Source organism: Collinsella sp. zg1085 (assembly GCF_018889955.1).
Classification (GTDB): domain Bacteria; phylum Actinomycetota; class Coriobacteriia; order Coriobacteriales; family Coriobacteriaceae; genus Collinsella.
The window spans coordinates 44,797-66,101 of sequence record NZ_CP076545.1; the positions used below are offsets into that span (position 1 = coordinate 44,797).

22 protein-coding genes are annotated in these 21,305 nt (G+C 49.7%); 18 read left to right on the plus strand and 4 right to left on the minus strand.

What is annotated here, in order from left to right:
* Positions 1 to 102: 102 nt before the first annotated feature.
* The 18 genes from purM (at position 103) to KPC83_RS00270 (ending at position 15,424) form a co-directional block, all read left to right on the plus strand.
* Positions 103 to 1,206 (plus strand): phosphoribosylformylglycinamidine cyclo-ligase, encoded by a 1,104-nt coding sequence (gene purM, locus KPC83_RS00185; RefSeq protein ID WP_216278595.1) that lies wholly within the window; start codon positions 103 to 105, stop codon positions 1,204 to 1,206.
* A gap of 240 nt (positions 1,207 to 1,446) precedes the next feature.
* Positions 1,447 to 2,343: a phosphoribosylglycinamide formyltransferase gene (gene purN, locus KPC83_RS00190; protein WP_216278596.1), complete on the plus strand. Its 897-nt coding sequence runs from the start codon at positions 1,447 to 1,449 to the stop codon at positions 2,341 to 2,343.
* Between the two features lie 51 nt (positions 2,344 to 2,394).
* The gene (locus tag KPC83_RS00195) at positions 2,395 to 3,678 is read left to right on the plus strand and encodes a peptidylprolyl isomerase (RefSeq protein ID WP_216278597.1); all 1,284 of its coding nucleotides are present in this window, start codon (positions 2,395 to 2,397) and stop codon (positions 3,676 to 3,678) included.
* Between the two features lie 25 nt (positions 3,679 to 3,703).
* Positions 3,704 to 4,147, plus strand: coding sequence for a GatB/YqeY domain-containing protein (locus KPC83_RS00200; protein WP_216278598.1), 444 nt, complete (start codon positions 3,704 to 3,706; stop codon positions 4,145 to 4,147).
* Positions 4,148 to 4,156: 9 nt separating this feature from the next.
* Positions 4,157 to 4,888 (plus strand): amino acid ABC transporter ATP-binding protein, encoded by a 732-nt coding sequence (locus KPC83_RS00205; RefSeq protein WP_305828551.1) that lies wholly within the window; start codon positions 4,157 to 4,159, stop codon positions 4,886 to 4,888.
* Between the two features lie 75 nt (positions 4,889 to 4,963).
* Entirely contained in the window at positions 4,964 to 5,809 is an 846-nt protein-coding gene (locus tag KPC83_RS00210) for a transporter substrate-binding domain-containing protein (protein ID WP_216278599.1), read from the plus strand.
* 70 nt (positions 5,810 to 5,879) lie between these two features.
* The gene (locus tag KPC83_RS00215) at positions 5,880 to 6,626 is read left to right on the plus strand and encodes an amino acid ABC transporter permease (RefSeq protein ID WP_216278600.1); all 747 of its coding nucleotides are present in this window, start codon (positions 5,880 to 5,882) and stop codon (positions 6,624 to 6,626) included.
* 6 nt (positions 6,627 to 6,632) lie between these two features.
* Positions 6,633 to 7,286 carry an amino acid ABC transporter permease gene (locus KPC83_RS00220; RefSeq protein WP_216278601.1) on the plus strand — a complete coding sequence of 218 codons (654 nt, stop codon included), beginning with the start codon at positions 6,633 to 6,635 and terminating at the stop codon, positions 7,284 to 7,286.
* Between the two features lie 10 nt (positions 7,287 to 7,296).
* Complete coding sequence (locus KPC83_RS00225; RefSeq protein WP_371819267.1) at positions 7,297 to 7,998, plus strand: AAA family ATPase; 702 nt, start codon at positions 7,297 to 7,299, stop codon at positions 7,996 to 7,998.
* Between the two features lie 135 nt (positions 7,999 to 8,133).
* Positions 8,134 to 8,964, plus strand: a complete 831-nt coding sequence (locus tag KPC83_RS00230; protein ID WP_253200921.1) for a GntR family transcriptional regulator — start codon at positions 8,134 to 8,136, stop codon at positions 8,962 to 8,964.
* Positions 8,965 to 9,297: 333 nt separating this feature from the next.
* Positions 9,298 to 9,993, plus strand: coding sequence for a triose-phosphate isomerase (locus KPC83_RS00235; protein ID WP_216278602.1), 696 nt, complete (start codon positions 9,298 to 9,300; stop codon positions 9,991 to 9,993).
* A 9-nt stretch (positions 9,994 to 10,002) separates the two neighbouring features.
* Positions 10,003 to 10,524 (plus strand): YjbQ family protein, encoded by a 522-nt coding sequence (locus KPC83_RS00240; protein WP_216278603.1) that lies wholly within the window; start codon positions 10,003 to 10,005, stop codon positions 10,522 to 10,524.
* Positions 10,525 to 10,550: 26 nt separating this feature from the next.
* The gene (locus tag KPC83_RS00245; protein ID WP_216278604.1) at positions 10,551 to 10,838 is read left to right on the plus strand and encodes a PTS sugar transporter subunit IIB; all 288 of its coding nucleotides are present in this window, start codon (positions 10,551 to 10,553) and stop codon (positions 10,836 to 10,838) included.
* A gap of 169 nt (positions 10,839 to 11,007) precedes the next feature.
* Positions 11,008 to 12,411 (plus strand): PTS galactitol transporter subunit IIC, encoded by a 1,404-nt coding sequence (locus KPC83_RS00250; RefSeq protein WP_216278605.1) that lies wholly within the window; start codon positions 11,008 to 11,010, stop codon positions 12,409 to 12,411.
* 137 nt (positions 12,412 to 12,548) lie between these two features.
* Positions 12,549 to 13,124, plus strand: a complete 576-nt coding sequence (locus KPC83_RS00255; protein WP_216278606.1) for a hypothetical protein — start codon at positions 12,549 to 12,551, stop codon at positions 13,122 to 13,124.
* 87 nt (positions 13,125 to 13,211) lie between these two features.
* Positions 13,212 to 13,910 carry a class II aldolase/adducin family protein gene (locus KPC83_RS00260; protein ID WP_216278607.1) on the plus strand — a complete coding sequence of 233 codons (699 nt, stop codon included), beginning with the start codon at positions 13,212 to 13,214 and terminating at the stop codon, positions 13,908 to 13,910.
* A 79-nt stretch (positions 13,911 to 13,989) separates the two neighbouring features.
* A complete protein-coding gene (locus tag KPC83_RS00265) occupies positions 13,990 to 14,862 on the plus strand; it encodes a class II fructose-bisphosphate aldolase (RefSeq protein ID WP_216278608.1) in 873 nt (290 codons plus the stop codon).
* An 85-nt stretch (positions 14,863 to 14,947) separates the two neighbouring features.
* On the plus strand, positions 14,948 to 15,424 hold the full coding sequence (locus KPC83_RS00270) for a PTS sugar transporter subunit IIA (protein ID WP_216278609.1): 477 nt from the start codon (positions 14,948 to 14,950) through the stop codon (positions 15,422 to 15,424).
* 309 nt (positions 15,425 to 15,733) lie between these two features.
* On the opposite strand, the gene gltA is transcribed toward KPC83_RS00270, so the two are convergent.
* From gltA to KPC83_RS00290, 4 genes are all read right to left on the minus strand, one after another.
* The gene (gene gltA / locus KPC83_RS00275) at positions 15,734 to 17,140 is read right to left on the minus strand and encodes an NADPH-dependent glutamate synthase (RefSeq protein ID WP_216278610.1); all 1,407 of its coding nucleotides are present in this window, start codon (positions 17,138 to 17,140) and stop codon (positions 15,734 to 15,736) included.
* Complete coding sequence (locus tag KPC83_RS00280; protein ID WP_216278611.1) at positions 17,128 to 17,964, minus strand: sulfide/dihydroorotate dehydrogenase-like FAD/NAD-binding protein; 837 nt, start codon at positions 17,962 to 17,964, stop codon at positions 17,128 to 17,130. The genes gltA and KPC83_RS00280 overlap by 13 nt, the downstream gene beginning before the upstream one ends.
* A gap of 220 nt (positions 17,965 to 18,184) precedes the next feature.
* Positions 18,185 to 19,624, minus strand: coding sequence for a PTS transporter subunit EIIC (locus tag KPC83_RS00285; RefSeq protein WP_216278612.1), 1,440 nt, complete (start codon positions 19,622 to 19,624; stop codon positions 18,185 to 18,187).
* A complete protein-coding gene (locus KPC83_RS00290; RefSeq protein ID WP_216278613.1) occupies positions 19,614 to 21,095 on the minus strand; it encodes a glycoside hydrolase family 1 protein in 1,482 nt (493 codons plus the stop codon). Before KPC83_RS00290 ends, KPC83_RS00285 begins: the two co-directional genes overlap by 11 nt.
* Positions 21,096 to 21,305: the final 210 nt, after the last annotated feature.

A 21,305-nucleotide genomic window follows, 5' to 3' on the forward strand; every position in this document is an offset into this window, starting at 1 on the left:
AGCTCAGACATCTACGCTTTCAGCGAACACGACGACCCCCAGTATTGCTACAGGTCAACATGGTAGTATGGGATACGTTCATGCACCAATAAGGGGGAGTATATGACCACTACTAACACGCACGTTAGCTACGAGGACGCCGGTGTTGACACGGCGGAAGGCGGACGTGCGGTAGATGCCATTAAAGCTATGGTTGCAAGCACCAATCGAGATGAGGTTATCGGTGGTATTGGCGGCTTTGGCGGCCTTTTTTCTGCAGCTGCTCTTAAGGACATGGAGGACCCCGTTCTTATTTCGGGTACCGATGGCGTGGGAACTAAGTTGGTGCTGGCACAGCTGCTCGACCGGCACACTACCGTTGGACAAGACCTTGTTGCCATGTGTGTCAACGACATTTTGGCTTCTGGTGCAGAACCTCTCTTTTTTCTTGATTACGTTGCGATTGGTCATATTCGAGCTGAGTATATGGCCAAGATTGTTGCGGGCATTGCTCAGGGTTGTAAACTTGCGGGCTGTGCACTTATTGGTGGCGAGATGGCAGAGCACCCAGGTGTTATGCGTCCGGACGATTATGATTTAGCAGGCTTTACTGTGGGCGTGGTTGATAAGCCTAAGATGCTCGACCCGCAACGTGTTCGCCCGGGTGATGTCATTATCGGTTTGCCGAGCACCGGTGTACATTCAAACGGCTACTCATTGGTACGCAAAGTTATTGGTGTTGATAGCATTGTGCTCCATACGCCCGAAGCACTAGCTAAGCGCGCCGAGCTTGAGCAGCCGCTTCCTGAGCTCGCAGGTGCAAGTTTGGCTGATGCGCTCATGGAGCCTACGCGCATTTACGTAAAACCCGTCCTTGATGTGCTGCACCAAGGTATAGATATACACGCGATTGCACACATTACCGGCGGCGGTATCACCGAGAATCTTAACCGTGCGCTTGCACATGATGTTGATGCTTTGGTTGAGCGCCCGTCGGGTGCGCCTACCTGGGACGTTCCGCCTATCATCAGCTATATTAGCTCTCGCGCTCAGCTCACGCCTAATGAGGCATGCAAGACTTTCAATATGGGTCTTGGCTTAGCCTTTATTGTGGCACCTGAGGTTGAGGCTACGCTCGTAGCAGCCCTTAAAGCGGCGGGAGAGGCACCGTTTTATGTTGGAACGTGCGTACCGGGAACCGGCAAGGTTCGTTATTCTGACGAATAGGACGAGAGGCTTGACGTAGGCGAGAAGCTTGACGTAAGCGAGAGGCTTGATGCAAGGAGCTAGCTAGACAGCCGGCTCACCGGTAGCTTTCATAAGTCTTAAGTTGTTTGTGGTTTTAGGCTTTATATGGCTATAAAGCTACAATGAACAGAGTGTTTAGTATACCCGCTTAGTCGCTTGGAAGCTGGTGTAGCCCCATGTTGATTGTGCACGGTTAGAACGTTTGAACAGGAGTTTGCCATGGCAGCACTCGATGATGAATATCGTCGCCTAGTTGAGGAGGCTGGCTTGCCGCCCGAGGCGCTTCCAAGCAACGCATTCTTTAGCAATGCGGTTGAACATGAGCTTAATCGCGCCATGGCTGAGCAGCACGTGTCGGCAGAGAAAGCGTCTGACCCTATTCAGGTTGACTGGGATGGAGACTGGAATACGCTATCTAGTATTCCTGCTGGTCATCTTGATGGAAACACCTTGCAAGCCTGTGTGGCACAGCGCCTCGCCGCAGGAGCCAAGCTGGCTCCTATGCCAATTGCTGTCCTTATTTCTGGAACAGGAACTAACTTGCAGGCAATTATTGACGCAATTGCTGCAGGTAGCCTGAATGCTGAGATTAAACTTGTGGTTGCAAGCCGTCCTGATGCGGCAGGCTTAAAGCGTGCTGAGGCAGCTGGATTGCAAACACTAACCCTCTCAAAAGATATATATAGTGACCCCATTGTTGCAGATGAGGTAATAGCTACAGAGCTTTATCGAGCGGGCGTTGCCTATGTAATTATGGCTGGTTATATGCGCAAAGTGCATCCACCCATTCTTGCTACCTTTCCAGAGCGCGTTATTAACTTACACCCCGCCCTGCTGCCGAGCTTTCGCGGTCTTGATGCCATTGTGCAAGCATATGAGCGCGGCGTAAAAGTGGCAGGCATAACTATTCATATTGCAAACGCAGCGTATGACCAAGGTCCAATCCTTGCGCAAAAAGCTATAATGGTTGAGGAAACATGGACGCTTGAGCAGCTTGAAGATGCAATTCATGCTCTTGAGCATACATTGTATCCAGAGCTTATTCAGATACTATCCGAAGGACGGGTTAAGGTTTTGCCGGATTTGCGCGTAGCTATAGCGCCCGTACGCGCATAGGCAAGACTGTGCGACAATACAAACCACGAATCATCACCTGAAGGGAATGCGATGGCAGCGATAAAAACACCGCATAAGAAAAGCATGAAGGTCAAGCGCGAGGAGCCAAAAGAGGAAAGCAGTAAGCCAAAAACTGCTGGCGCGCGCAAAAAGCAAGCTAAAGAAAAGCTTTCCAAGACAGCAAAGGTTGTTCTTGTGCTTATTGGTGTTGCTGCAATGTTGCTTTCGGTAACCGCAATGGCATGTTCGGGCATTCTTAATCAGGTTAACAAGAAGCAGCCCTATACGCTCACGGGCGGTGTGGCAGCTACCGTAAACGGTGTGAATATCACCGAAGATACCGTTACTAAGCAGATTATGTCTACACGTGCTTCAGGAAAATACACTGACGATAAAGCGTGGGCACAATATTTGGTAAAGCAAGGCAAAACCCCCGAGACATATCGTGAAGATGTGATTCAAGGTCTTGCGCGCCAGTATCTGCTATCTCAGGCCATCAAAGACGAGCAGGTAAGCGTATCGAACGAAGAGGTTCAAAAGGCGGTTGATTCTGCCATTGAGCAATACGGCGGCAAAGATAATTTCTTACGGATTATTAGCGCCATTGGATATACCGAAACAACGTATAAAGACTTCCTTCATCAAAACCTGCTTCGCCAGGCGCTGCGTGATAAGGTTGCTCCTATCAAGGACGTGAGCGACCAGCAAGTCCTTGATAATTTCAATGAGAATTTTGCAACCTACAACGACGCTCGTCGCTCAGAAAACCTGCTCATTAAAGTTGATGCTAAGGCAAGCGACGAAGATAAAGCAAAAGCAAAAGAAAAGATTCAAGGCATTCTGGACAAGATAAATGCGGGCGAGATGAGTTTTGAAGATGCTGTAAAGGAGTATTCTGAGGACAAGGGTTCTCAAAAGAATAAGGGCGATGTTGGCTGGGATAAGCTTACGCGGTTTGTAGCTGAGTATCAGTCTGCTCTTTCGCAGCTTGGCAAAGACGGTGTTTCTGGTGTGGTTGAAACCAGCTATGGTTATCATCTCATCAAGTGCACCGATGTCTTTAAGCTTGATGATAAGGCAGAAAAGATTGACCAGCTGCCCAAAGAGTTCAAAGAGTATTTGACCAATGTCATAAAAACGCGCACTCAACAGACGGCATATGCAGAGTGGATGGATGCTTACGTTAAAAAGGCTGACATCAAAATTAATGATATGCCAGCCGAAGTTCCGTATAACGTGAGCCTTGAGGGTGTAGGGGCCGAAACAGGTAGTCAGGCAGTAGCACAAACAACTGGAACAGCCTCTACTACAACCGATAAGGGTTCCGCTGAATAGTTAAGCCCAAACAGGAGGGGCGCATATGACAAAAATTGAGCTCCATGAGCAGATGGTTGCTGCCATGAAAGCGCGTGAAAAAACGCGTCTTGCGATTATTCGCTTGGTGATGGCCGAAGTAAAAAATGTTGAGATTAACGAGCGTCGCGACGCAAGCGAAGAAGACGTTAACAACATGATTAAGCGTCTTATTAAGCAGACGCGTGAGACGCTTGAGATGTCTATTAAGGCCGCTAATGATGACGAGCGTACACAAACGCTTACCGAGCAGGTGGCCATGCTTGAAGCTATGTTGCCTGAGCAAGTATCAGGCGATGCGTTGGTTGCTCTTGTTGAGCAGGTAATTGCTGAGACTGGTGCTGCTACAAAGCGCGACATGGGCAAAGTTATGAGCGCTCTGAATGCTGCAACAGGTGGCAACCTTGATAAGGCGGCGGCTGCGCGCGAGGTAGGTGCTCGTCTTTCGTAAGGAGACCATATGGCAAATATGATCGAAATTAAGGGTTTGCATAAGTATTTTGGCGACCTACACGTGCTTAAAGACATCAATTTGAGTGTTGCCGCAGGTGAGAAGTTAGTCATCATTGGCCCCTCGGGTTCGGGTAAATCGACGCTTATTAGGTGTGTTGATTATCTTGAAGAGCCGTCGCAGGGGCAGGTTTTGATTGATGGGATTGAGCTCACCAAAAAGAATCACCTAGAGATGGCACGAAAATATTCATCGATGGTGTTTCAGCAGTTTAATCTTTACCCCAATATGACGGTGCTGGGTAACTTGACACTTGCACCCATTAAGCTGCAAAAAAAGTCAAAAGAAGAAGCAGTGCGCATAGCTATGGCAGCTCTTGAGCGCGTTGGTCTTGCAAACAAGGCGGGCGAGTATCCGCAAAATCTTTCTGGTGGTCAGCAGCAGCGCGTGGCAATTGCGCGTGCGCTCTGCACTAAGCAGCCAATCATTTTGTTTGATGAGCCAACAAGCGCTCTTGACCCTGAGATGGTCCAAGAGGTGCTTGATGTTATGGTTGAGCTGGCGCATGAAAACATCACCATGATATGCGTTACCCACGAGATGGGTTTTGCGCGGCAAGTAGCAGACCGTGTTATCTTTATGGATGATGGTCAGATTTTAGAAGAGGGTTCACCGGACCATTTCTTTGAGAATCCGGAAAACCCCCGCTGCCGTGATTTCTTGGCAAAGATTTTGCACTAGGCAGTTTTGTATGAGCGCCAAACGGTTTGGCGCTCAGTTGGTAATGTAGTGACACATTATGAAAGAGGTACAACCATGGCACTATCCCGTCGAGAGTTTTTGCAGGTAAGCGGTCTTGGTGCGTTAGCACTTTCAAGCATGGGCATGTTGGCAGCGTGCGGCGGCTCAACGGAAGGCTCAAGCGCCTCAAAGCTAGAAACCATCAAAAAGCGCGGCAAGCTTAAGGCTGGCGTTAAGAAGGATGTTGTAGGGTATGGCTTGCTCGATACAGCAACCAATACCTATCAGGGTTTTGAGATTGATTTGACCTACCAGGTTGCAGCGGCAATCTTTGGCGTGAGTTATGAGGACGCAAAAGAGAAGGAGCTTGTTGAGTTTACCGACGTTACGCCTAAAACACGCGGTCCGCTCATCGATAACGACACCCTTGATATTATTTGTGCTACCTACACCATTACTGACGCGCGTAAGAAAGACTGGGATTTCTCAACGCCGTATCGCACCGATCACGTTGGCGTGCTTGTTAAAAAAGATGCTGGTATGAAGAGCATGGCAGACCTTGATGGCAAAATGATTGGCGTTTCTCAGGGTTCCACCACCAAAGAGCTTGTTTTGAAGATGCTTGCTGACGAGGGAATTAAAGCTACGCCCGACTTTAGCGAATATCCTGATTACCCTTCAATCAAATCGGCACTTGATTCGGGTAACGTTGATGCTTTTGCGATGGACCGCTCAACGCTTAAGACCTATACCACCGATGATTGCGAACTCCTTGACGCCTCCATCGAGTTTGGTGCACAGGACTACGGCATTGCCACCAAAAAGGGCTCTGACCTTTCTGAGGTGGTGGATAGTGCCATCAAGAAGCTCAAGAGCGAGGGCTGGCTTGAGCAGGAGTATGCTACTTGGAAATTGCTGTAAGTAAGAAGAAGCGATGCTCGTGCCTTAGCTTTGCTGCTAAGGTGCGGGCATTGTTTTTGAGAGGAGCCCTATGCTCGGCGACTTGATTGATCCTGCGCGCTGGTCTATTACTCTGGCCGAGATGCCCGCCTTTACCGAAGGTTTTTTGGTAACGCTACAGGTTGTAGCTGCTGGTTTATTGCTGTCGTTGGCACTCGGAACCTTGCTGGGAGTTTTTTCGACAACGCACTCACGAGTATTGCGCATGGTGAGCCGCATATACGTTGAGTTTTACCAAAATACACCCCTGCCGGTACAGGTCTTTTTTATGTACATGGCAGGTCCTAAAATTTTGCAGGCGCTAACAGGCGCTCAAACACCGGTGCGTACCAGTGCATTTGTATTGGGCTTCTTGGGCGTTGGTCTCTATCATGCTGCTTATGTAAGCGAGGTTATGCGCACAGGAATTGAAGCGGTTCCTCGTGGACAGATGGAAGCAGCGCGTTCTCAGGGCTTTTCTCGGGTGCAGGCGTATCGCTACATTATTTTGCCGCAAACCTTTAAGGTGATTTTGCCTCCTCTCACCAATCAAGCGCTTAACCTAGTAAAGAACAGTTCAGTGCTTGCCTTAATAGCTGGTGGCGACCTTATGTATCAGGCTGATAATTTTGTATCTACATGGGGCTATCTTGAGGGTTATATCCTTGCCTGTGTTTTTTATTTTGCCGTATGTTTCCCACTGGCTGTTCTGGTGCAGTGGCTCGAAAAGCGCTCCCAACGCCGGCCTCGGGCTAAAAAACTGGCTGAACTTGTGCCCGCTACAGGAGAGGAGGCGTAAAGGTTTATGGACTTTTCTTTGCTTACGCCTGCTAACCTAAACTTCATTTTGATGGGCTTTCTAAAAACCCTCCAGATTTCGGTGCTGGCCATTTTGTTCTCGCTTGTGCTAGGTAGTGCTCTTGCCATGATTAAGCAGTTTGCGCGTGGTCGTTTGCGTGTGCTTGCATGGCTGGTGAGCGCCTATATTGAGTTGTTTCGCTGTACTCCTAACCTGCTATGGATTCTCTTTATCTACTTTACGGTTAAGGGGTCTGATATTTTTATTTCGGTGTTAGCGTTTACCATTTTTACCTCGGCCGTAATGGCAGAAATTGTGCGCGGCGGGTTTAACTCAATTCCAGCAGGTCAGTTTGAGGCAGCACGCTCGCAGGGTTTTGGCTTTATTACCACTATGCGCTATATCGTTTTGCCGCAAACCTTTAAGACCATTATCCCGGCGCTGTTCTCGCAATGCACCACTGTTATTAAAGACAGCTCGTATTTGGCTGGTGTAAACGTTGCCGAGTTTATGTACTCAGCGAAGGTGGTTATGGCTCAAACCTCAGATTTAACGGGCGTTTTGAGTCTTTATGGCTTTGTGTTTGCGCTTTATTTTGCACTTAATTTTGGAATCTCGCTCATGGTACGCGCGTATCAGCGCCGCGTCGTTGCAGCATAAAGGGGGAGTTATGGGGTTCTTTTCGCGTCGCATGCTCGCGCGCGTTGAAGAGCAAGTATCTGCATCTGATGCGTTGCGCGCAGGGCAACCGGTAGTAATTACTATCGCCCGTGACTTTGGAGCCGAGGGGCACGAGATTGGCAAGATGCTTTCGGTTGAGCTGGGGATTCCGCTCTATGACAATGAGTTGCTCGTGCGCTCAAGTGTACGTAGTGGTGAATCCCTTGACAAGATTGCCGCCTATGACGAGCGTCAAGCTGCTGAGTTTATGGCGTTTTTGCCTGACCGTGTTGATACACGCAGTCTCTCCGACCGTTTATTTAAGGCTATGACGCAGGTCATTTTAGATTTGGGAGCAACTGAGAGCTGCATTATCGAGGGGCGTTTGTCAGATTATTTGCTACGTCATAATCCCAACCATATTGCCGTATTGGTAACCGCGCCGTTTGAAGAGCGCGTTGAGATTGTGCGCAACAAACGCGGTCTTAGCCGTGCGAAGGGTGCTAAGTTGGTGCGTGAAATGCAGCGTGCGCGCGAGCTGTTTTACAAGCGCTATTCTGCGGGCAGATGGAAGATGACCGACGGAAAAGACATTGTGGTAAACCGTGCAAAACTGGGTCGTCAGGGCTGTGTGGATGTTATTGCAGCGGCGTACCGGTCAAAGCTTGCCGAGCTTGAGATGATGAGCGTTACTCCCGAACAAGCGCAGTAATATTATGACCCTGCCTAGTTTGCGGTGTTGCTGCGCATACGGGGTAGGGTTGAGATGCACATACAAGTTGTATAAATAGTTGTACACACTAGGGTAGACTAGGGCAGATGAGTTATCGATACAGAAAGTTACCCTATGCCCGCTTCTTCCTCACAGCTTTCATCAACCATGCGTTCTGCGTCACGTAGTATTCAAACACCAGTTTCACGGCGTGCTCAGGTGTCCCCTGTTGCAGCTGTTAAGCTTGAGCCCGGAGAGCCGTTTTATACTCAGCTTGCCGGTGTTATTCGAGAGAAAATCTATACAAAAGAATGGTTGCCGCGTACCAAGATTCCGTCTGAGCATATGCTTATGGAGCAGTTTCAGGTTGCGCGTGGTACGGTGCGCAAGGCTCTTAAGCTGCTGGTTGAAGAAGGTATTCTTGTGCAGATGCGTGGGAGTGGCACCTATATTGCTGAGCCAGGAATAACGCACGCTGCAGGCGTGCGCCCGCTGTCATTTGCCGAGTCTCTTCATGAGCAGGGTAAAGACTTTGTGACGCATGTTATTGAGAAATATATTGCGCCAGCTTCGCCAGAAGTTGCACGTGAGCTTGGCATTGATGAGGGTGCAGACGCGATGTTTATGCGCCGTGTGCGTACGGTTGATGATGACCCCATTATGTGTCAGGAAAGTTGGCTAAATTTTGGTGCGTGTCCGGGGCTTTTTGACATTGATTACACTAAAGAGTCGTTGTTTAATGCCGTGCAGCAATGCTCAGGTAAAAAGATTAAGACGTCTCGTATGAGGTATTCGGCGCGAGTTGCAGGTCGCGAACATGGAGAGCTCCTCAAGTGCAGCGAGACAGCGGCGTTGCTCTTGCTTGAGCAGAATATTAGCTTGGTGAACGGCACTGTCATTGAATGGTGCAACACATGGTTTAAGCCGGGGCAGTCGGTGGTGGGCACAGCAACACAGGCAGAATAGCCGTTTTTGTATTGGGTTATACACTGCTGCCCACTCCGCTTATTTTTCGTGCCCAAATTGAGCAAGATTTTGGGTTAGTGGTGCCTGTATTTTGAGCTGATTAAGCGGGCTTGCGGCATTTCATGTAATAAAATTTGGCAATTTACTACCGTTCAGCGACAAAAATATACCGCTGGGGGGGGCGCTCCCTGATTTTGACTAGCAAAGTTGACCATAATAGTGTATACAAGTAGTTGTATATGTTGATGTGTACAACTATAGGCTTCTGGATACGAGATGTTCATAGGGCATGTACGTTCTTCGGAAACCTATACAGGAAGGAGGGGTTTTGTGATGAGTGCACTGAGTTTGCGCGCTCCCTTTTTTGTGGTGAACCCAAAGTCATATCTCTATGGCGATGCGCTTTTGAGCTTGGCAAAAAAAGCCGACGAACTGGCTCACAGCTATGACTTGGACATTCTGTTTACCGCTCAACTTATTGATTTGCCGTCTATCGTTGCTAGGTTTCCGCATTTGATTGCGTGTGCGCAGATGATGGAAAGCTTGCAACCGGGGCGCGGTATGGGTCATGTCTTGCCTGAGGCGCTTGCTGCAGCTGGTGTGGGTGCAACATTTCTCAATCATGCAGAAAACCCTCTCACGGTTCATGAGCTTGCAGCAACTGTAGCACGTGCTCGTGAGCTTGATATTCGTTCGGTTGTATGCGCAGATTCGGTTGAAGAGGGAACGTGGATTGCGCATCTTCACCCTGACATTATGGTTTGCGAGCTTACTAGTCTTATTGGAACTGGCACAACTGCTGATGAGGCATATATGCGTGAGTCAACGCAGGCAGTAAAAGCAATTTCACCTCAAACGCAGGTACTTCAAGCGGCGGGCATCTCAACTCCTGATGATGTGTATCGTGCGATTGCATGTGGAGCTGATGGTACGGGCGGAACATCAGGCATTGTTGCTGCTGATAATCCGCATCAAGTTCTTGAAGATATGATAGCGGCGCTGGTACGTGCGCGTGCCGATTTTTACTAGGAGCATAGTATGACGGTCTATAAAGAACAGCTTGTGTATGAAACGCTTTCTGGAAAGCCTACTTACGTAGACATCACTCAAGGCGTGCAAGAAATTGTGGCTGCATCGGGTATTCAAGAAGGCGTGGTTGTTGTTATTTCTTGTCACACCACCTGCGCGGTTTTTTCAGAAGAATACGACCACGACCACACCCCTGATGGCGATACCTTTTTACAGGCAGATTTGAGTGATGGTCTGAACAGAATTTTTCCTGAACAACATGACTGGAAGACCTATCGCTATCCAGGTGTTTTGCATTTTGAAGAAGTTGAATCATGGCCAAACCCTGAGTCGTATCTTCCCAATCTTGACCGCCGGATGCTCATGAACGGTGATGCGCATCTGCGCGCAACGCTTATTGGGAGTAATCAGACGTTTGAAGTAGCACATGGTGCACTTGAGCTTAATGGGCTCGCAAGCATCTATTTTGTTGACTTTGACCGTACGCGTTCGCGTTCTCGTCGGGTGAAGGTTTGCGTGATGGGTGAATAGACCCAGTGTATAGAAAAGGAGTAGCTATGAAAAAAATTCTACTGGCATGCGGTTCGGGCATTGCAACATCAACGGCGGTGCGCCAAAAGGTTGAGGAGATGCTCAAAGAGAAAGGCTTTGGCGGTCAGTTTGAAATCACGCAGTGCAAAGTGTCTGAGGTGCCCGCCAAGTCTTTGAACTTCGACTTTGTTATTGCAACAACTATGGCACCAGCTGGTTTGACCCGTCCTTTTGTAAACGGAATTCCCTATCTTACAGGCGTTGGTGTTGACGTGGCTGAGCAGCAAATTCTTGAGCTTATGAACGCGGATTAGGGAGCATGAAGCTAAACGACCTGCGTTAGGGGTTTGTCGCTAACAAAGGTGCACGTAGGTTTGCTGCGCTGGTACAACTTGAGCTGGAAAGACAGAGCTGTGCCTCTGATAGGGATTTCTGTATCAAAAAGAGTAGAAGACATAGACGGATAGATATTAGGAGGAAACCATGGATGCCGTATTACAGTTCTTCTCGTTTATTAACTCTTTGGGTGTTTCGGTGGTAATGCCTATTGTAGTGACCATTTTGGGCTGCGTGCTGGGCGCTAGTTTTGGAAAAAGCTTACGCGCCGGTCTTACGGTTGGCATTGGATTTATCGGTCTAAGTTTGGTTATCAACAGCCTTTTGGGCACTACGCTTGCACCTGCCGTACAGGAGATGATTGAGCGCTTTGGCTTTAGTTTGTCTGTGGTTGATGTAGGTTGGCCTGCTGCGGCTGCAATTGCTATGGGGTCGGTGGTGGGCACCATCATTATTCCGCTCGGTCTTATTGTGAACATTGTTATGCTGCTCACCAACACCACACAAACGGTTGACGTAGATATTTGGGATTATTGGCACTTTGCGTTTACTGGCGCGCTGGTGGCTATTGTGACCGATAACCTAGCGCTTGGTGTAGTTGCTGCGGTTGTTAATATGGTTGTGATTATGGTGTTGGGCGATTATACGGCTCCACAGGTAGAGAAGTCTCTTGGCATGCCGGGCGTTTCGCTTCCCCATGGTTTTACGGCGGCATATGCGCCTATTGCTATGCTCTTTAACTGGGTTTTTGACCACATTCCAGGCATTAAAGATATTGATATTAACATCGAAAAACTCCAGCAAAAGTTTGGCATCTTTGGTGAGCCTATGATTATTGGCACCGTTATTGGTTTAAGCATTGGTGCCTTGGCGTATTGGAATGGGGCAGACCCGCAGGCTTCCGTTACAAAGATTTTGATGACAGCAATGTCTTTAGCTGCGGTATTAGTGCTGATTCCCAAGATGGCAGCACTGCTTATGGAAGGTCTTATTCCTATTAGCGACTCTGCCTCTGAATTTGTTCAGAAGCGCTTTAAGAATCGTGGAAAAGTCTATATAGGTCTGGATTCCGCGGTTGGCGTTGGACATCCAACAACCTTAACCATTGCCTATATTCTGGTACCGCTCATGATTGTGCTTGCCGTATTTTTGCCCGGTAATCGCGTGCTGCCCTTTGCCGACCTTGCTGTGGTTCCATGGATGTTTGTGCTTATTACCCCGGTAGTGAACAACAACGGTTTTAGGGGCATTTTGATTGGCATTATTGTACTCACCGTAGGTCTCTACATTGCAACTGATTTGGCTCCGCTCATCACTCAAGCTGCTAATAACGTGGGATTTGACATTGCGGGTGCAACGGGTTCGGCAAGTACGATGATTTCGTCAATTTGCGACGGCGCAAACCCCTTGACCTGGGTTATTACGCGCTTGAATGGCTGGTTGGGCTATGCCGGCATGGGTGTGAGTATCGTTGTGGCAGCAGCCCTTGCCTTGTGGAATCGTGCACGCATTCTCAAAGAGGCTCGTGCGATGCATGAGGCAAAAGAATAAGGGTCTATCAGCGGTTTTTATCTTAGGGATTTCTCAGAGATGCCTTGCGTTCTAACTGAGAACAACATTGCAATAAGACGAGCGAATCTATCGAGGTGAGGCTCCGCTATCTGTGCGCGGAGCCTCGGGGGAGCGCCATGAAACGCTATACGTATATCAGACGGTTTTACCTCATTGAGGTGGTATTAACAGCGTTTATCTGCGCTGGCGTGTTGGTGGTAGCACCGCTGCTCGCTTTGCAAGGAGTGTATCCTGGTCTCATGCTGGTTTTTATGGTTCCTGCAGCGTATCAGCTTTGGAATAGTTTGATTGCTGGTGCTAACCCGCACGTCGTTGAGCTGAGGGAGCCAGGAGCTGCGGCACGTGAGACTCGGCATAATGATGTGCGGCTTGATGAACAGGAGCTCTCCTTTATTTCTTGGGGGCATGCACATCGATACAAGCTCGCTGAAGTGCAAGAATTTCGAGTACGTGAGTTTCCAAGTGCCGGAAAGTTGTATATTCGCATAAACGGCGGGGGTCTATTGCGTGGTCGATATTGGCTACAGACGAAGGTAATGACCGAGGGTGCAGAGCTCTTTCAGCGCATAATTGACCTCGAATACGCCAAGCACCCCGATAGTCTCAAAGCCTATGCTCGGCGCGTTAATTCGGGAGAAGCAGGCGATAGTACAGCAAAAGAAGGCGCTTGTTTGGTAGATGATACTCAGTAGATGACGGTGCAACTTTAGAAGAAGCCAGCACGAATTTGGAAAAGACCGGCACAAATGTAGTGGGTATTAGCATAAAAAGGAAAAACAATGTTTGAGAAGCAAAAAGAACAAGTGCTTCAAGCAGCACGAACACTTGACCGTTATGGCTTGATTGCGCTTTCAGGTGGTAATGTTAGTTGGCGTATGCCTACCGGTGAGGTTTTGGTAACCCCATCAGGCATGATATATGACCAGATGGTGCCCGAGGATATGCTTGTTGTTTCGCTGGACGGTAGCATTATTGAGGGCACACTAAAGGCTTCTGTTGATACTGAGGCACTGTTGTATATCTTTCAACATAAACCTTCGGTTCAGGCAATTATTCACACACATCAACCGTATGCCACGGGTCTCGGCCTGGTTATGGATGAGATTCCATGCAATTTATCAACTATGGCAAACGCCACGGAAGGTCCGGTAGCGGTTGCAGCATACGGGGACCCAGGCAGCTTATCTATGGGTGTTGAGGCGGTTCGAGCGTTGGGCGAGCGCTTAGCCGTGGTGCTTAAACATCACGGGGTTATTGCGGTTGGCAAAGACCTTAAGCAAGCGCTGTATGCCTGCGTTTATCTGGAAGAAGCTTGTAAAACTATCTCGGTTGCTATGGGCACTGGAAACCCTATGGCAGCGATGACACAGGAACAAATCAATGAAGCGGTTGCAGTGTTTCATCGTTATGGACAAGATGTTCCAGCGGCGGACAGCTCAAGCGCGAGCAATAAAGACGTAGATATAGCTTTGGTTTAGAGACGTAAGGCACCGTCGTGACGGGCTTTTGCGTTGCGCCTGCTGGCTGGTAGAAAACGATGTATAAGGATGAACAACCATGATTCTCAATCTAGGTGATATATGCCATATTGCTGAGCAGCATGAGATGGCGCTGGCAGCATTTAATGTTCCCAGTTTAGAGGCTCTGCGTGCCGTGTTGGACGCAGCAGAAGAAACAGGTTACCCCGTTATTATTCAACATGCCGAATGTCATGAAGAAATGGTGCCGCTGCGGGTGATGGGACCTGCAATGGTAGCGCTTGCGGAGTGCTCGTCGGCACAGGTTTGTGTGCATTTGGATCATTGCGAGCATTTATCGTATATGCGCGAGGCGCTTGAGCTGGGATTTTCAGGCGCTATGTTTGATGGGTCAATGTTGCCCTATGAGAAAAATGTTGAACTGTCGGCATACGCGGCTGAAATGTGTGCGCCTTATAACTGTGGACTTGAGTGCGAGCTTGGCAGCATGGGTGCGCGCGAAGGGGGAGATGATGCTCAAAATCCTGCAGCTCAGGCAATGTATACCAATCCTGAACTTGTGTCTGATTTTGTAGCAGCAACAGGGCTTGATATATTGGCGTGCTCTTTTGGCACGGTGCACGGTCTGTATCGGGGTGAGCCAAAGTTATCAATTGAGATTTTGAATCAAATTCGTGAGCGTGTGCATATTCCTTTGGTTATGCACGGAGGGTCGGGCGTATCTGACGACGATTATCGGCGCGCAATTGAGGCGGGTATTCGCAAAATTAACTACTATACCTATGGCGTAAAGTATGCTGCTGAGGCGGTATTATCACTGGTAGATTCTGCGCGCACTGCTGGTACAACGCTGTATTGGCATGACATGACAGGTGCGGCATATGAGCGTATGCGTCAAGACGCCGTGCGCGTTATGACTGTGTTTGCTAACGGTGCAGCACCGGTTTGCTAAGGTGCTAGTAAATATTTAGGCATGCATCGCCAAACAAAACTGTGTGCGCGGCGGTATGTGTGGCTTGATTGAGAGGATAAGAGTTATGACACAGGTTGATGCTGAGCTCTTTGCTTCTGAGCTGGTCTTTTTAGATATAGATGTAGAAGATAGGACGACATTGTTTGCTGAGTTGGGCAAGCGTTTGCGTGAGCTTGGCTACATTAAAGAAAATTGGTTTGAAGCCATTACCAAACGCGAGGTGGATTACCCCACCGGTCTAGCGTGCCAAGCTATCAACGTGGCAATTCCGCACACCGAGCCAGAGCACCTTATTAAGCCCTATATTGCAGTTATTAAGCCAAAGCAGCCAGTGCTCTTTGAGGCTATGGCGCATATGGGCAATGATGTTCCTGCGCAGTTGGTGGTTAACCTTGGGCTCCTTGCGCATGAGGACAGCCAGGTAGCAGCCTTGCAAGCACTCATGGCGTGCTTCATGAATGAAGAAGCATGTGCTGATATTCTTGGACAAACAAGCCCTGAAGGCATGGTTGAGGCGATGCGAAAGTATTGCGCTGTATAAACTTGTGGGCAAATCAAAATAGGGGAGCATAGCGTCGGAATTAGACTGGTTCCGGCATATTGGTATAACGATATGCCCCCAAGCTAAACAAAGCTCCAGGCTAAAGAAAGCCTCAGCTAGAGGACCCTTCAGCTAGAAAAGTTCTCAGTTTGAGAGTTCTCAGCTAAAAAAGTTCTTAGCTAGAAAACTATCAGCTAGAAAAGCTCTCAGCTAACCAAAAAACTCCCGAGCTAAAAGCCCGGGAGTTTTTACGTCGCGTGGGTGGCACACTCAAGATTTTATGCAGCGTGCCAGTATAAACAGCAACAACTATTCGTCAGCAAGCAAGGTCTCGGCAATGGAGTGTGCAGCGGTTTTACCGGCACCCATAGCCAAAATAACCGTTGCAGCGCCAGTAACAATGTCGCCACCAGCCCAAACCTTGGGATTAGAGGTGCGTCCACCCTCGTCGGTTTCAATAAGACCCCAACGGTTGGTTTCAACGTCGGCGCAGAGCTTAGCAAAGGGATTTGCGCGTGTGCCAATGGCGGTAATTGCAATGTCGCAAGGAATCTCAAATTCAGAACCCTGGACAGCAATAGGACGACGGCGACCTGAAGCATCCTCTTCACCGAGCTCCATGCGCTCAAGCTTAACGGTTGCAACATTGCCGTTTTCATCGGCTGTAAACTCAAGTGGGTTAACCAGCTCGAGAATCTTTACACCCTCTTCTTTGGCGTGGTGTACCTCTGCCAAACGCGCAGGCATTTCAGCCTCACCACGACGATAAGCCAAGGTAACCGTTTCGGCACCAAGACGCAGAGCCGTGCGCGCTGCGTCCATAGCGACGTTTCCGCCACCAAAGACCACAACGTTTTTACCGCGCTTAATCGGCGTATCGTGTACGGGGAACTCGTAGGAGTGCATGAGGTTGGTACGCGTTAGGTATTCGTTTGCGCAGTATACGCCAGGGAGATTCTCGCCAGGAACATGCAGGAAGCGCGGCAGACCAGCACCAACAGCAAGGTAGAGGGCATCAAAGCCGTCTTCCTCAAAGAGTTGGTCTGCAGTAAAGAGGCGACCAGCCACTGAGTTGTACTCAAAGTGGACGCCCATCTGCTCAAGACCCTTGATTTCGCGCTCAACAATGCTCTTGGGCAGGCGGAACTCAGGAATACCGTAGGTCAAAACACCGCCGCCGGTAAAGAAGGCTTCAAAAACCGTAACGTCAAAGCCAAGGCGGGTAAGCTCGCCCGCGCATGCAATACCGCTCGGACCAGAGCCAACAACAGCAACACGCTTGCCATTTTTAGGAGCAAGCTCGGGCTCCTCGCCCACCTCATCGGCCATGTCGCCCAGCATACGCTCAAGCTGACCAATGGCAACAGGCTCACCCTTGCGACCAAGAATGCACTTGCCTTCGCACTGGTTTTCTTGCGGGCATACACGACCACAAACAGAAGGCAGCAGGTTGTCGCCCTTAATGGTGGCAAGTGCGCCGCCCCAGTCTTGGTTGCGAATCTTAGCGATAAACTGCGGAATATGTACGCCCACCGGGCAGCCCTCCATGCAGAAGGGGCGCTTGCAGTCAAGGCAGCGATTAGCCTCAATAAGGGCGTTTTCTTTGGTAAAGCCGTTATCTACCGGACGAAAGTCGCAAGCACGCTCGGCTGCAGGCTCCTCATTGGGCAGAACGCGGGGGTCACGGCTGGGACGGTACCGAGTTACTTCTGGCATGCGCATGCCTCCTCATGACGATGTACGGATTCGGCTTCTTCGGGCAGATACGTTGCCTGGCGACGCGCCAGGTCTTCCCAGTCAATGAGGGTTGCATCAAAGTCGGGACCGTCTACGCACGCAAACTTAGTCTCGGCTCCCACCTCAACGCGGCAGCAACCGCACATGCCGGTGCCATCAACCATGATGGGGTTCAGGCTGGCGATGATAGGAATCTTGTGCTCGCGGCAGGTAAGTGTGGAGAACTTCATCATGGGAACTGGACCCACGCAGAAGGCAGAATCGATTTCTTCAGCCTCACACAGACGCTTGAGCGGAAGTGTGACCACGCCCTTTTCACCCATGGAGCCGTCGTCGGTGGTAACAAAGAGGTTTTTGAGCGGCAGTGCAGCAAACTGTTCAAACAAAATCATAAGGTCTTTGTTGCGGGCACCCATGATAACCGTTACCTCTTTGCCCTGCTCGCAGGCAGTGCGGGCAACGGGGTATGCAATAGCCAAACCAACGCCGCCACCAATAACAGCCACGCGGTCGCCCTCAATCTCGGTGGGGCAGCCAAGCGGACCTGTGATGTCGCGAATGTAGTCACCCTCGTTAAGCTGGGAGAGACATTTGGTGGTTTTGCCGATTACCATAAAGATAAATTCGACCCAACCCTCCTCAGCATCCCAGTTGGCGAAAGTGAACGGCACGCGTTCGCCGGTTTCATCGATGCGCACCATAAGGAACTGGCCGGCGTGTGCCGCGCGTGCCATTCGCGGTGCATGGACGCGGAACTCAAAGACTTTCTCTGAGAACTGCGTCTTTTTTAGGATCTGGAACATAGAACCCCTCTCTGGCGATGGGGCATGCAAGACGAGCTCAGCACTTGTGCGAGCCTGCCCCCTCCGCAACGAATACGATATGCGCATGACGACGACACATATCATTTTGTATAGTATAGCGCAGTTTCTACGGAGGAAGCAGACCCAATATATGGCGAAGTCTGCAGGTTAAAGTGGTAATTGAGACCTCATACCAGATGTATTATTTTCCCCGGTTTACCTATTGATTATTGGATATTTTAGACGCGTCGCGTTTTCCAAGTACATAGGTCACTATGAAGCTGATAACGACAGCTGTAAGCATAACGCTCAGTGAGATAACAAGGTTGCTTAGTGTGCCGTCAGGAGCAATATAGGCAGCAAACGAAATAAATCCAGGAGCCGAAACAACATATTGTGTCATGCCTAAAAATCCTGCGAGCAAGCCGCCAATGCCGCCGCCAATCATGGCGCCAATGAGGGGAAACTGCTTGGTAAAGAGCACGCCGTACACGCCCGGTTCAGTAATGCCGCACAGCGCGGTGATACCTGCGCTGGTAGCAACAGAGCGGTCTTCAAGGGTGCGTGCGGCAAATGCAACTGCCAGGCAAGCACCACCTACAGCAACATTGGCAGGAGCCATGCCAGTGCAGATAAGGGGGTCAGAGCCAATTTCTGCCATGAGGGCAAAAAGAATAGGATAGGTTGCATTGTTCATGCCAAAAAAGACCAGCCACGGCGTGCCAAGACCTACAAGTGCAACCGCGGCAGGCGGGGCAATGCGATACAGCGCGAGAAAGCCTTGAGCTACCCAGTTGCCGGCGATGTTGCCAATAGGGCCAAGCACCGGAAGAGTTACTGGCACGGTGATGAGCATGGTAATGAGTGGAACAAAGATTGTGCGCAGGTAAAGGGGCATGTGCTTTTGCAAAAAGCGATAGAGCACGCTCAAAAAGACCGAACCCAAGATAACGGGGAATACCGTTGAGTTGTAGGCAACAATCTGGACAGGAATACCAATAAAGCTCAAGGCATCTTCACCGGCGTTTGTACTAAAGAACAGAAGGGTTGCACCCAAAAATGCACCAAGATAGGCGTTGGATTTAAGACGTTGAGCAGCAGAGAAGCCAATAAAGATAGGCAGGAAGTAAAAAGTTGCCTGGTTGAGAAACCAAAAGACCTTATAGGTGCCGTCGTTAGGTGAAACACCAGCAAAGGTGGTTAGAAGGGTTAGCACTGCGCCCGTAAGACCACCTGCCACCAGCACAGGGATAACAGGAGAGAAGGTTCCGCCAATAAAGGACAAAACAGAATTGAGCGCGTTTTTAGCGTTGGCGTTTGCCTTGCCCTTTGCCTCACTGCTTGCGGTCTGTAGCTTAGCGTCTTCGACTGCCGTTTTGGCATCTTCAACACTGCCGGTAGTATGGATTTCATGATGGCGTTCAAATTCTTCATAGAGCTGAGCTACGTCTTGACCAATAACAAACTGATATTCGCCTTGTTGCTCAATTAGTTTGAGCACGCCAGGAATTGTTTCGGCTTTTGCAGGGCTGAGAAGTTGTGGGTCTTTGAGGGTGAGGCGCAGACGAGTCATGCAATGTGAGGCGGTGGCAATGTTGTCTACACCGCCGCTCATCTTGATAATTGCTTGGGCAAGTGCTTGATAATCTTTAGCAGCCATGAGAAATATCTCCTCCCCATTCGGTTCCGTTTGAGGTAATGAGCTTGGAATACCAGGTAAATGAATCTTTTTCTATACGCGTACACGGAGGTACTACGCCTGATAGCTGAGCTTGATTGAGCTCGTCGTCGGTAACATCGATATAGACAAGGCCGTAGCGTTTTTCTATGCCGTTGCCGGTTGAGAGTAAATCGGTGAAGGACCATGGGTTATATGAGATGACTTCACAGCCGTCCTCAATAGCCAGACCAAGCTGAAAAATGTTTTCGCGCAGGTAGTTAATACGTGCTTGGTCGTGAATTTCGCCGTTTTCGTCTTTGTGCTCGTGTGCGCCAAAACCGTTTTCGGTAACCATGAGTGGAAGCTGGTAGTGGTCCCAGAGATAGCGTAAAACGTATCTGAGTGAGACAGGGTCAATTTCCCAGTCCCAGTCGGTGTATTCAACATGAGGATTGCGTACAAGCTGGTAGGCACCGGGAACAACTGGGAAGACAAGCTTTCCTTTTTCGCCGGTTTTGTTGAGCTGGTAGGCCTGCGGTTTTGCGCTGGCAGGAGCCCATTTGGCGGTGTTTGAGCGGTAGCAGTTGACAGCAATAAAATCGATATGCGCCGAAGCCATCAGCTCCTCATCACCTGGCTCTATGCCCGGGTCGATGTTGTTGTTGCGCCAATACGCTTGCAAGAAGTTGCTGTAGCGCCCAAAAACGTAGGTATCGTTCCAGATTTTCTCGGTAAATTCCTCGGCGTTCATAGCGGCAATTTGGTCCATGGGGTGTGAGCTTGCTGGGTAGATGGGCACCATGCCAGGAACAGGGCCAATTTTGCCGCCTTCAACCAGCTCATGGCAGAGGTTTACCGCTGTTGCGTGACAAAGATTGATGATGTGGTTGACACGCCATTGATCGCGAAACCAGTCATTACAGCCCTTTGAAACACCCAGCCAGTCGCCATAGGCAATTTGCATATTCTGTTCATTGATGGAGAGCCAGTACTTTACACGGTCGCCAAAGGCTTCAAAACAGGTGCGTGCGTAGTGCTCAAAGGCAGCGATGGTTGCCCGGCTCTTCCAGCCGCCCAGCTCCTCTTCAACCCAAAGTGGCATGTCATAGTGATAGAGCGTAACAATAGGTTCAATGTTGTGCGCCTTGAGCTCGTCGATAAGATTGTTGTAGAAGCTAATGCCTGCTTGGTTAACCTCGCCGTTTGAGGCAGGAATGATGCGCGGCCACGAGAGCGAGAAGCGATAGCTACTAAACCCACATTTTGCCATCAAGGCAACATCTTCTTTAACGTGGTGATAGTGGTCGGCGGCGATACTGTTGTCGGCAAAGGGCGCCTTGGTTTTTGAATTGAGGTCGATGATGGCCGGGGTACGCCCATCTTCGGCGACGGCGCCCTCAACTTGCCAAGCAGCACTTGACGCGCCCCACATGAAGTTTTGCGGGAATCTGGGGTGTTGATTGTAGTGCATAGTGCTCCAATCCACGCTGGTATACATCGTGCTTGCGCGCTCAAGCTGGCTTTACGCTAGCAGGCAAGCGCGGCATCATGGGGTTCGGAGCTTGAACCCTAGTTTTTGGGTTCAGATTTTGGTGCGGGTAAGCGGTGAGATTTTCGGTGAGCGGTAGGGAAGTGTGGTGATGGTGATTGGCGTGGGGACTGGCTGATGAGGGGTTTTATG

Coding starts and splice junctions, on each gene's coding strand:
- KPC83_RS00255 (WP_216278606.1), top strand. CDS start 12,549: ATGAAACGCTATACGTATATCAGACGGTTTTACCTCATTGAGGTGGTA.
- KPC83_RS00210 (WP_216278599.1), top strand. CDS start 4,964: ATGGCACTATCCCGTCGAGAGTTTTTGCAGGTAAGCGGTCTTGGTGCG.
- purM (WP_216278595.1), top strand. CDS start 103: ATGACCACTACTAACACGCACGTTAGCTACGAGGACGCCGGTGTTGAC.
- KPC83_RS00205 (WP_305828551.1), top strand. CDS start 4,157: ATGGCAAATATGATCGAAATTAAGGGTTTGCATAAGTATTTTGGCGAC.
- KPC83_RS00220 (WP_216278601.1), top strand. CDS start 6,633: ATGGACTTTTCTTTGCTTACGCCTGCTAACCTAAACTTCATTTTGATG.
- KPC83_RS00250 (WP_216278605.1), top strand. CDS start 11,008: ATGGATGCCGTATTACAGTTCTTCTCGTTTATTAACTCTTTGGGTGTT.
- KPC83_RS00215 (WP_216278600.1), top strand. CDS start 5,880: ATGCTCGGCGACTTGATTGATCCTGCGCGCTGGTCTATTACTCTGGCC.
- KPC83_RS00225 (WP_371819267.1), top strand. CDS start 7,297: ATGGGGTTCTTTTCGCGTCGCATGCTCGCGCGCGTTGAAGAGCAAGTA.
- KPC83_RS00235 (WP_216278602.1), top strand. CDS start 9,298: ATGAGTGCACTGAGTTTGCGCGCTCCCTTTTTTGTGGTGAACCCAAAG.
- KPC83_RS00290 (WP_216278613.1), bottom strand. CDS start 21,095: ATGCACTACAATCAACACCCCAGATTCCCGCAAAACTTCATGTGGGGC.
- purN (WP_216278596.1), top strand. CDS start 1,447: ATGGCAGCACTCGATGATGAATATCGTCGCCTAGTTGAGGAGGCTGGC.
- KPC83_RS00230 (WP_253200921.1), top strand. CDS start 8,134: ATGCCCGCTTCTTCCTCACAGCTTTCATCAACCATGCGTTCTGCGTCA.
- KPC83_RS00240 (WP_216278603.1), top strand. CDS start 10,003: ATGACGGTCTATAAAGAACAGCTTGTGTATGAAACGCTTTCTGGAAAG.
- KPC83_RS00270 (WP_216278609.1), top strand. CDS start 14,948: ATGACACAGGTTGATGCTGAGCTCTTTGCTTCTGAGCTGGTCTTTTTA.
- gltA (WP_216278610.1), bottom strand. CDS start 17,140: ATGCCAGAAGTAACTCGGTACCGTCCCAGCCGTGACCCCCGCGTTCTG.
- KPC83_RS00245 (WP_216278604.1), top strand. CDS start 10,551: ATGAAAAAAATTCTACTGGCATGCGGTTCGGGCATTGCAACATCAACG.
- KPC83_RS00195 (WP_216278597.1), top strand. CDS start 2,395: ATGGCAGCGATAAAAACACCGCATAAGAAAAGCATGAAGGTCAAGCGC.
- KPC83_RS00285 (WP_216278612.1), bottom strand. CDS start 19,624: ATGGCTGCTAAAGATTATCAAGCACTTGCCCAAGCAATTATCAAGATG.
- KPC83_RS00200 (WP_216278598.1), top strand. CDS start 3,704: ATGACAAAAATTGAGCTCCATGAGCAGATGGTTGCTGCCATGAAAGCG.
- KPC83_RS00280 (WP_216278611.1), bottom strand. CDS start 17,964: ATGTTCCAGATCCTAAAAAAGACGCAGTTCTCAGAGAAAGTCTTTGAG.
- KPC83_RS00260 (WP_216278607.1), top strand. CDS start 13,212: ATGTTTGAGAAGCAAAAAGAACAAGTGCTTCAAGCAGCACGAACACTT.
- KPC83_RS00265 (WP_216278608.1), top strand. CDS start 13,990: ATGATTCTCAATCTAGGTGATATATGCCATATTGCTGAGCAGCATGAG.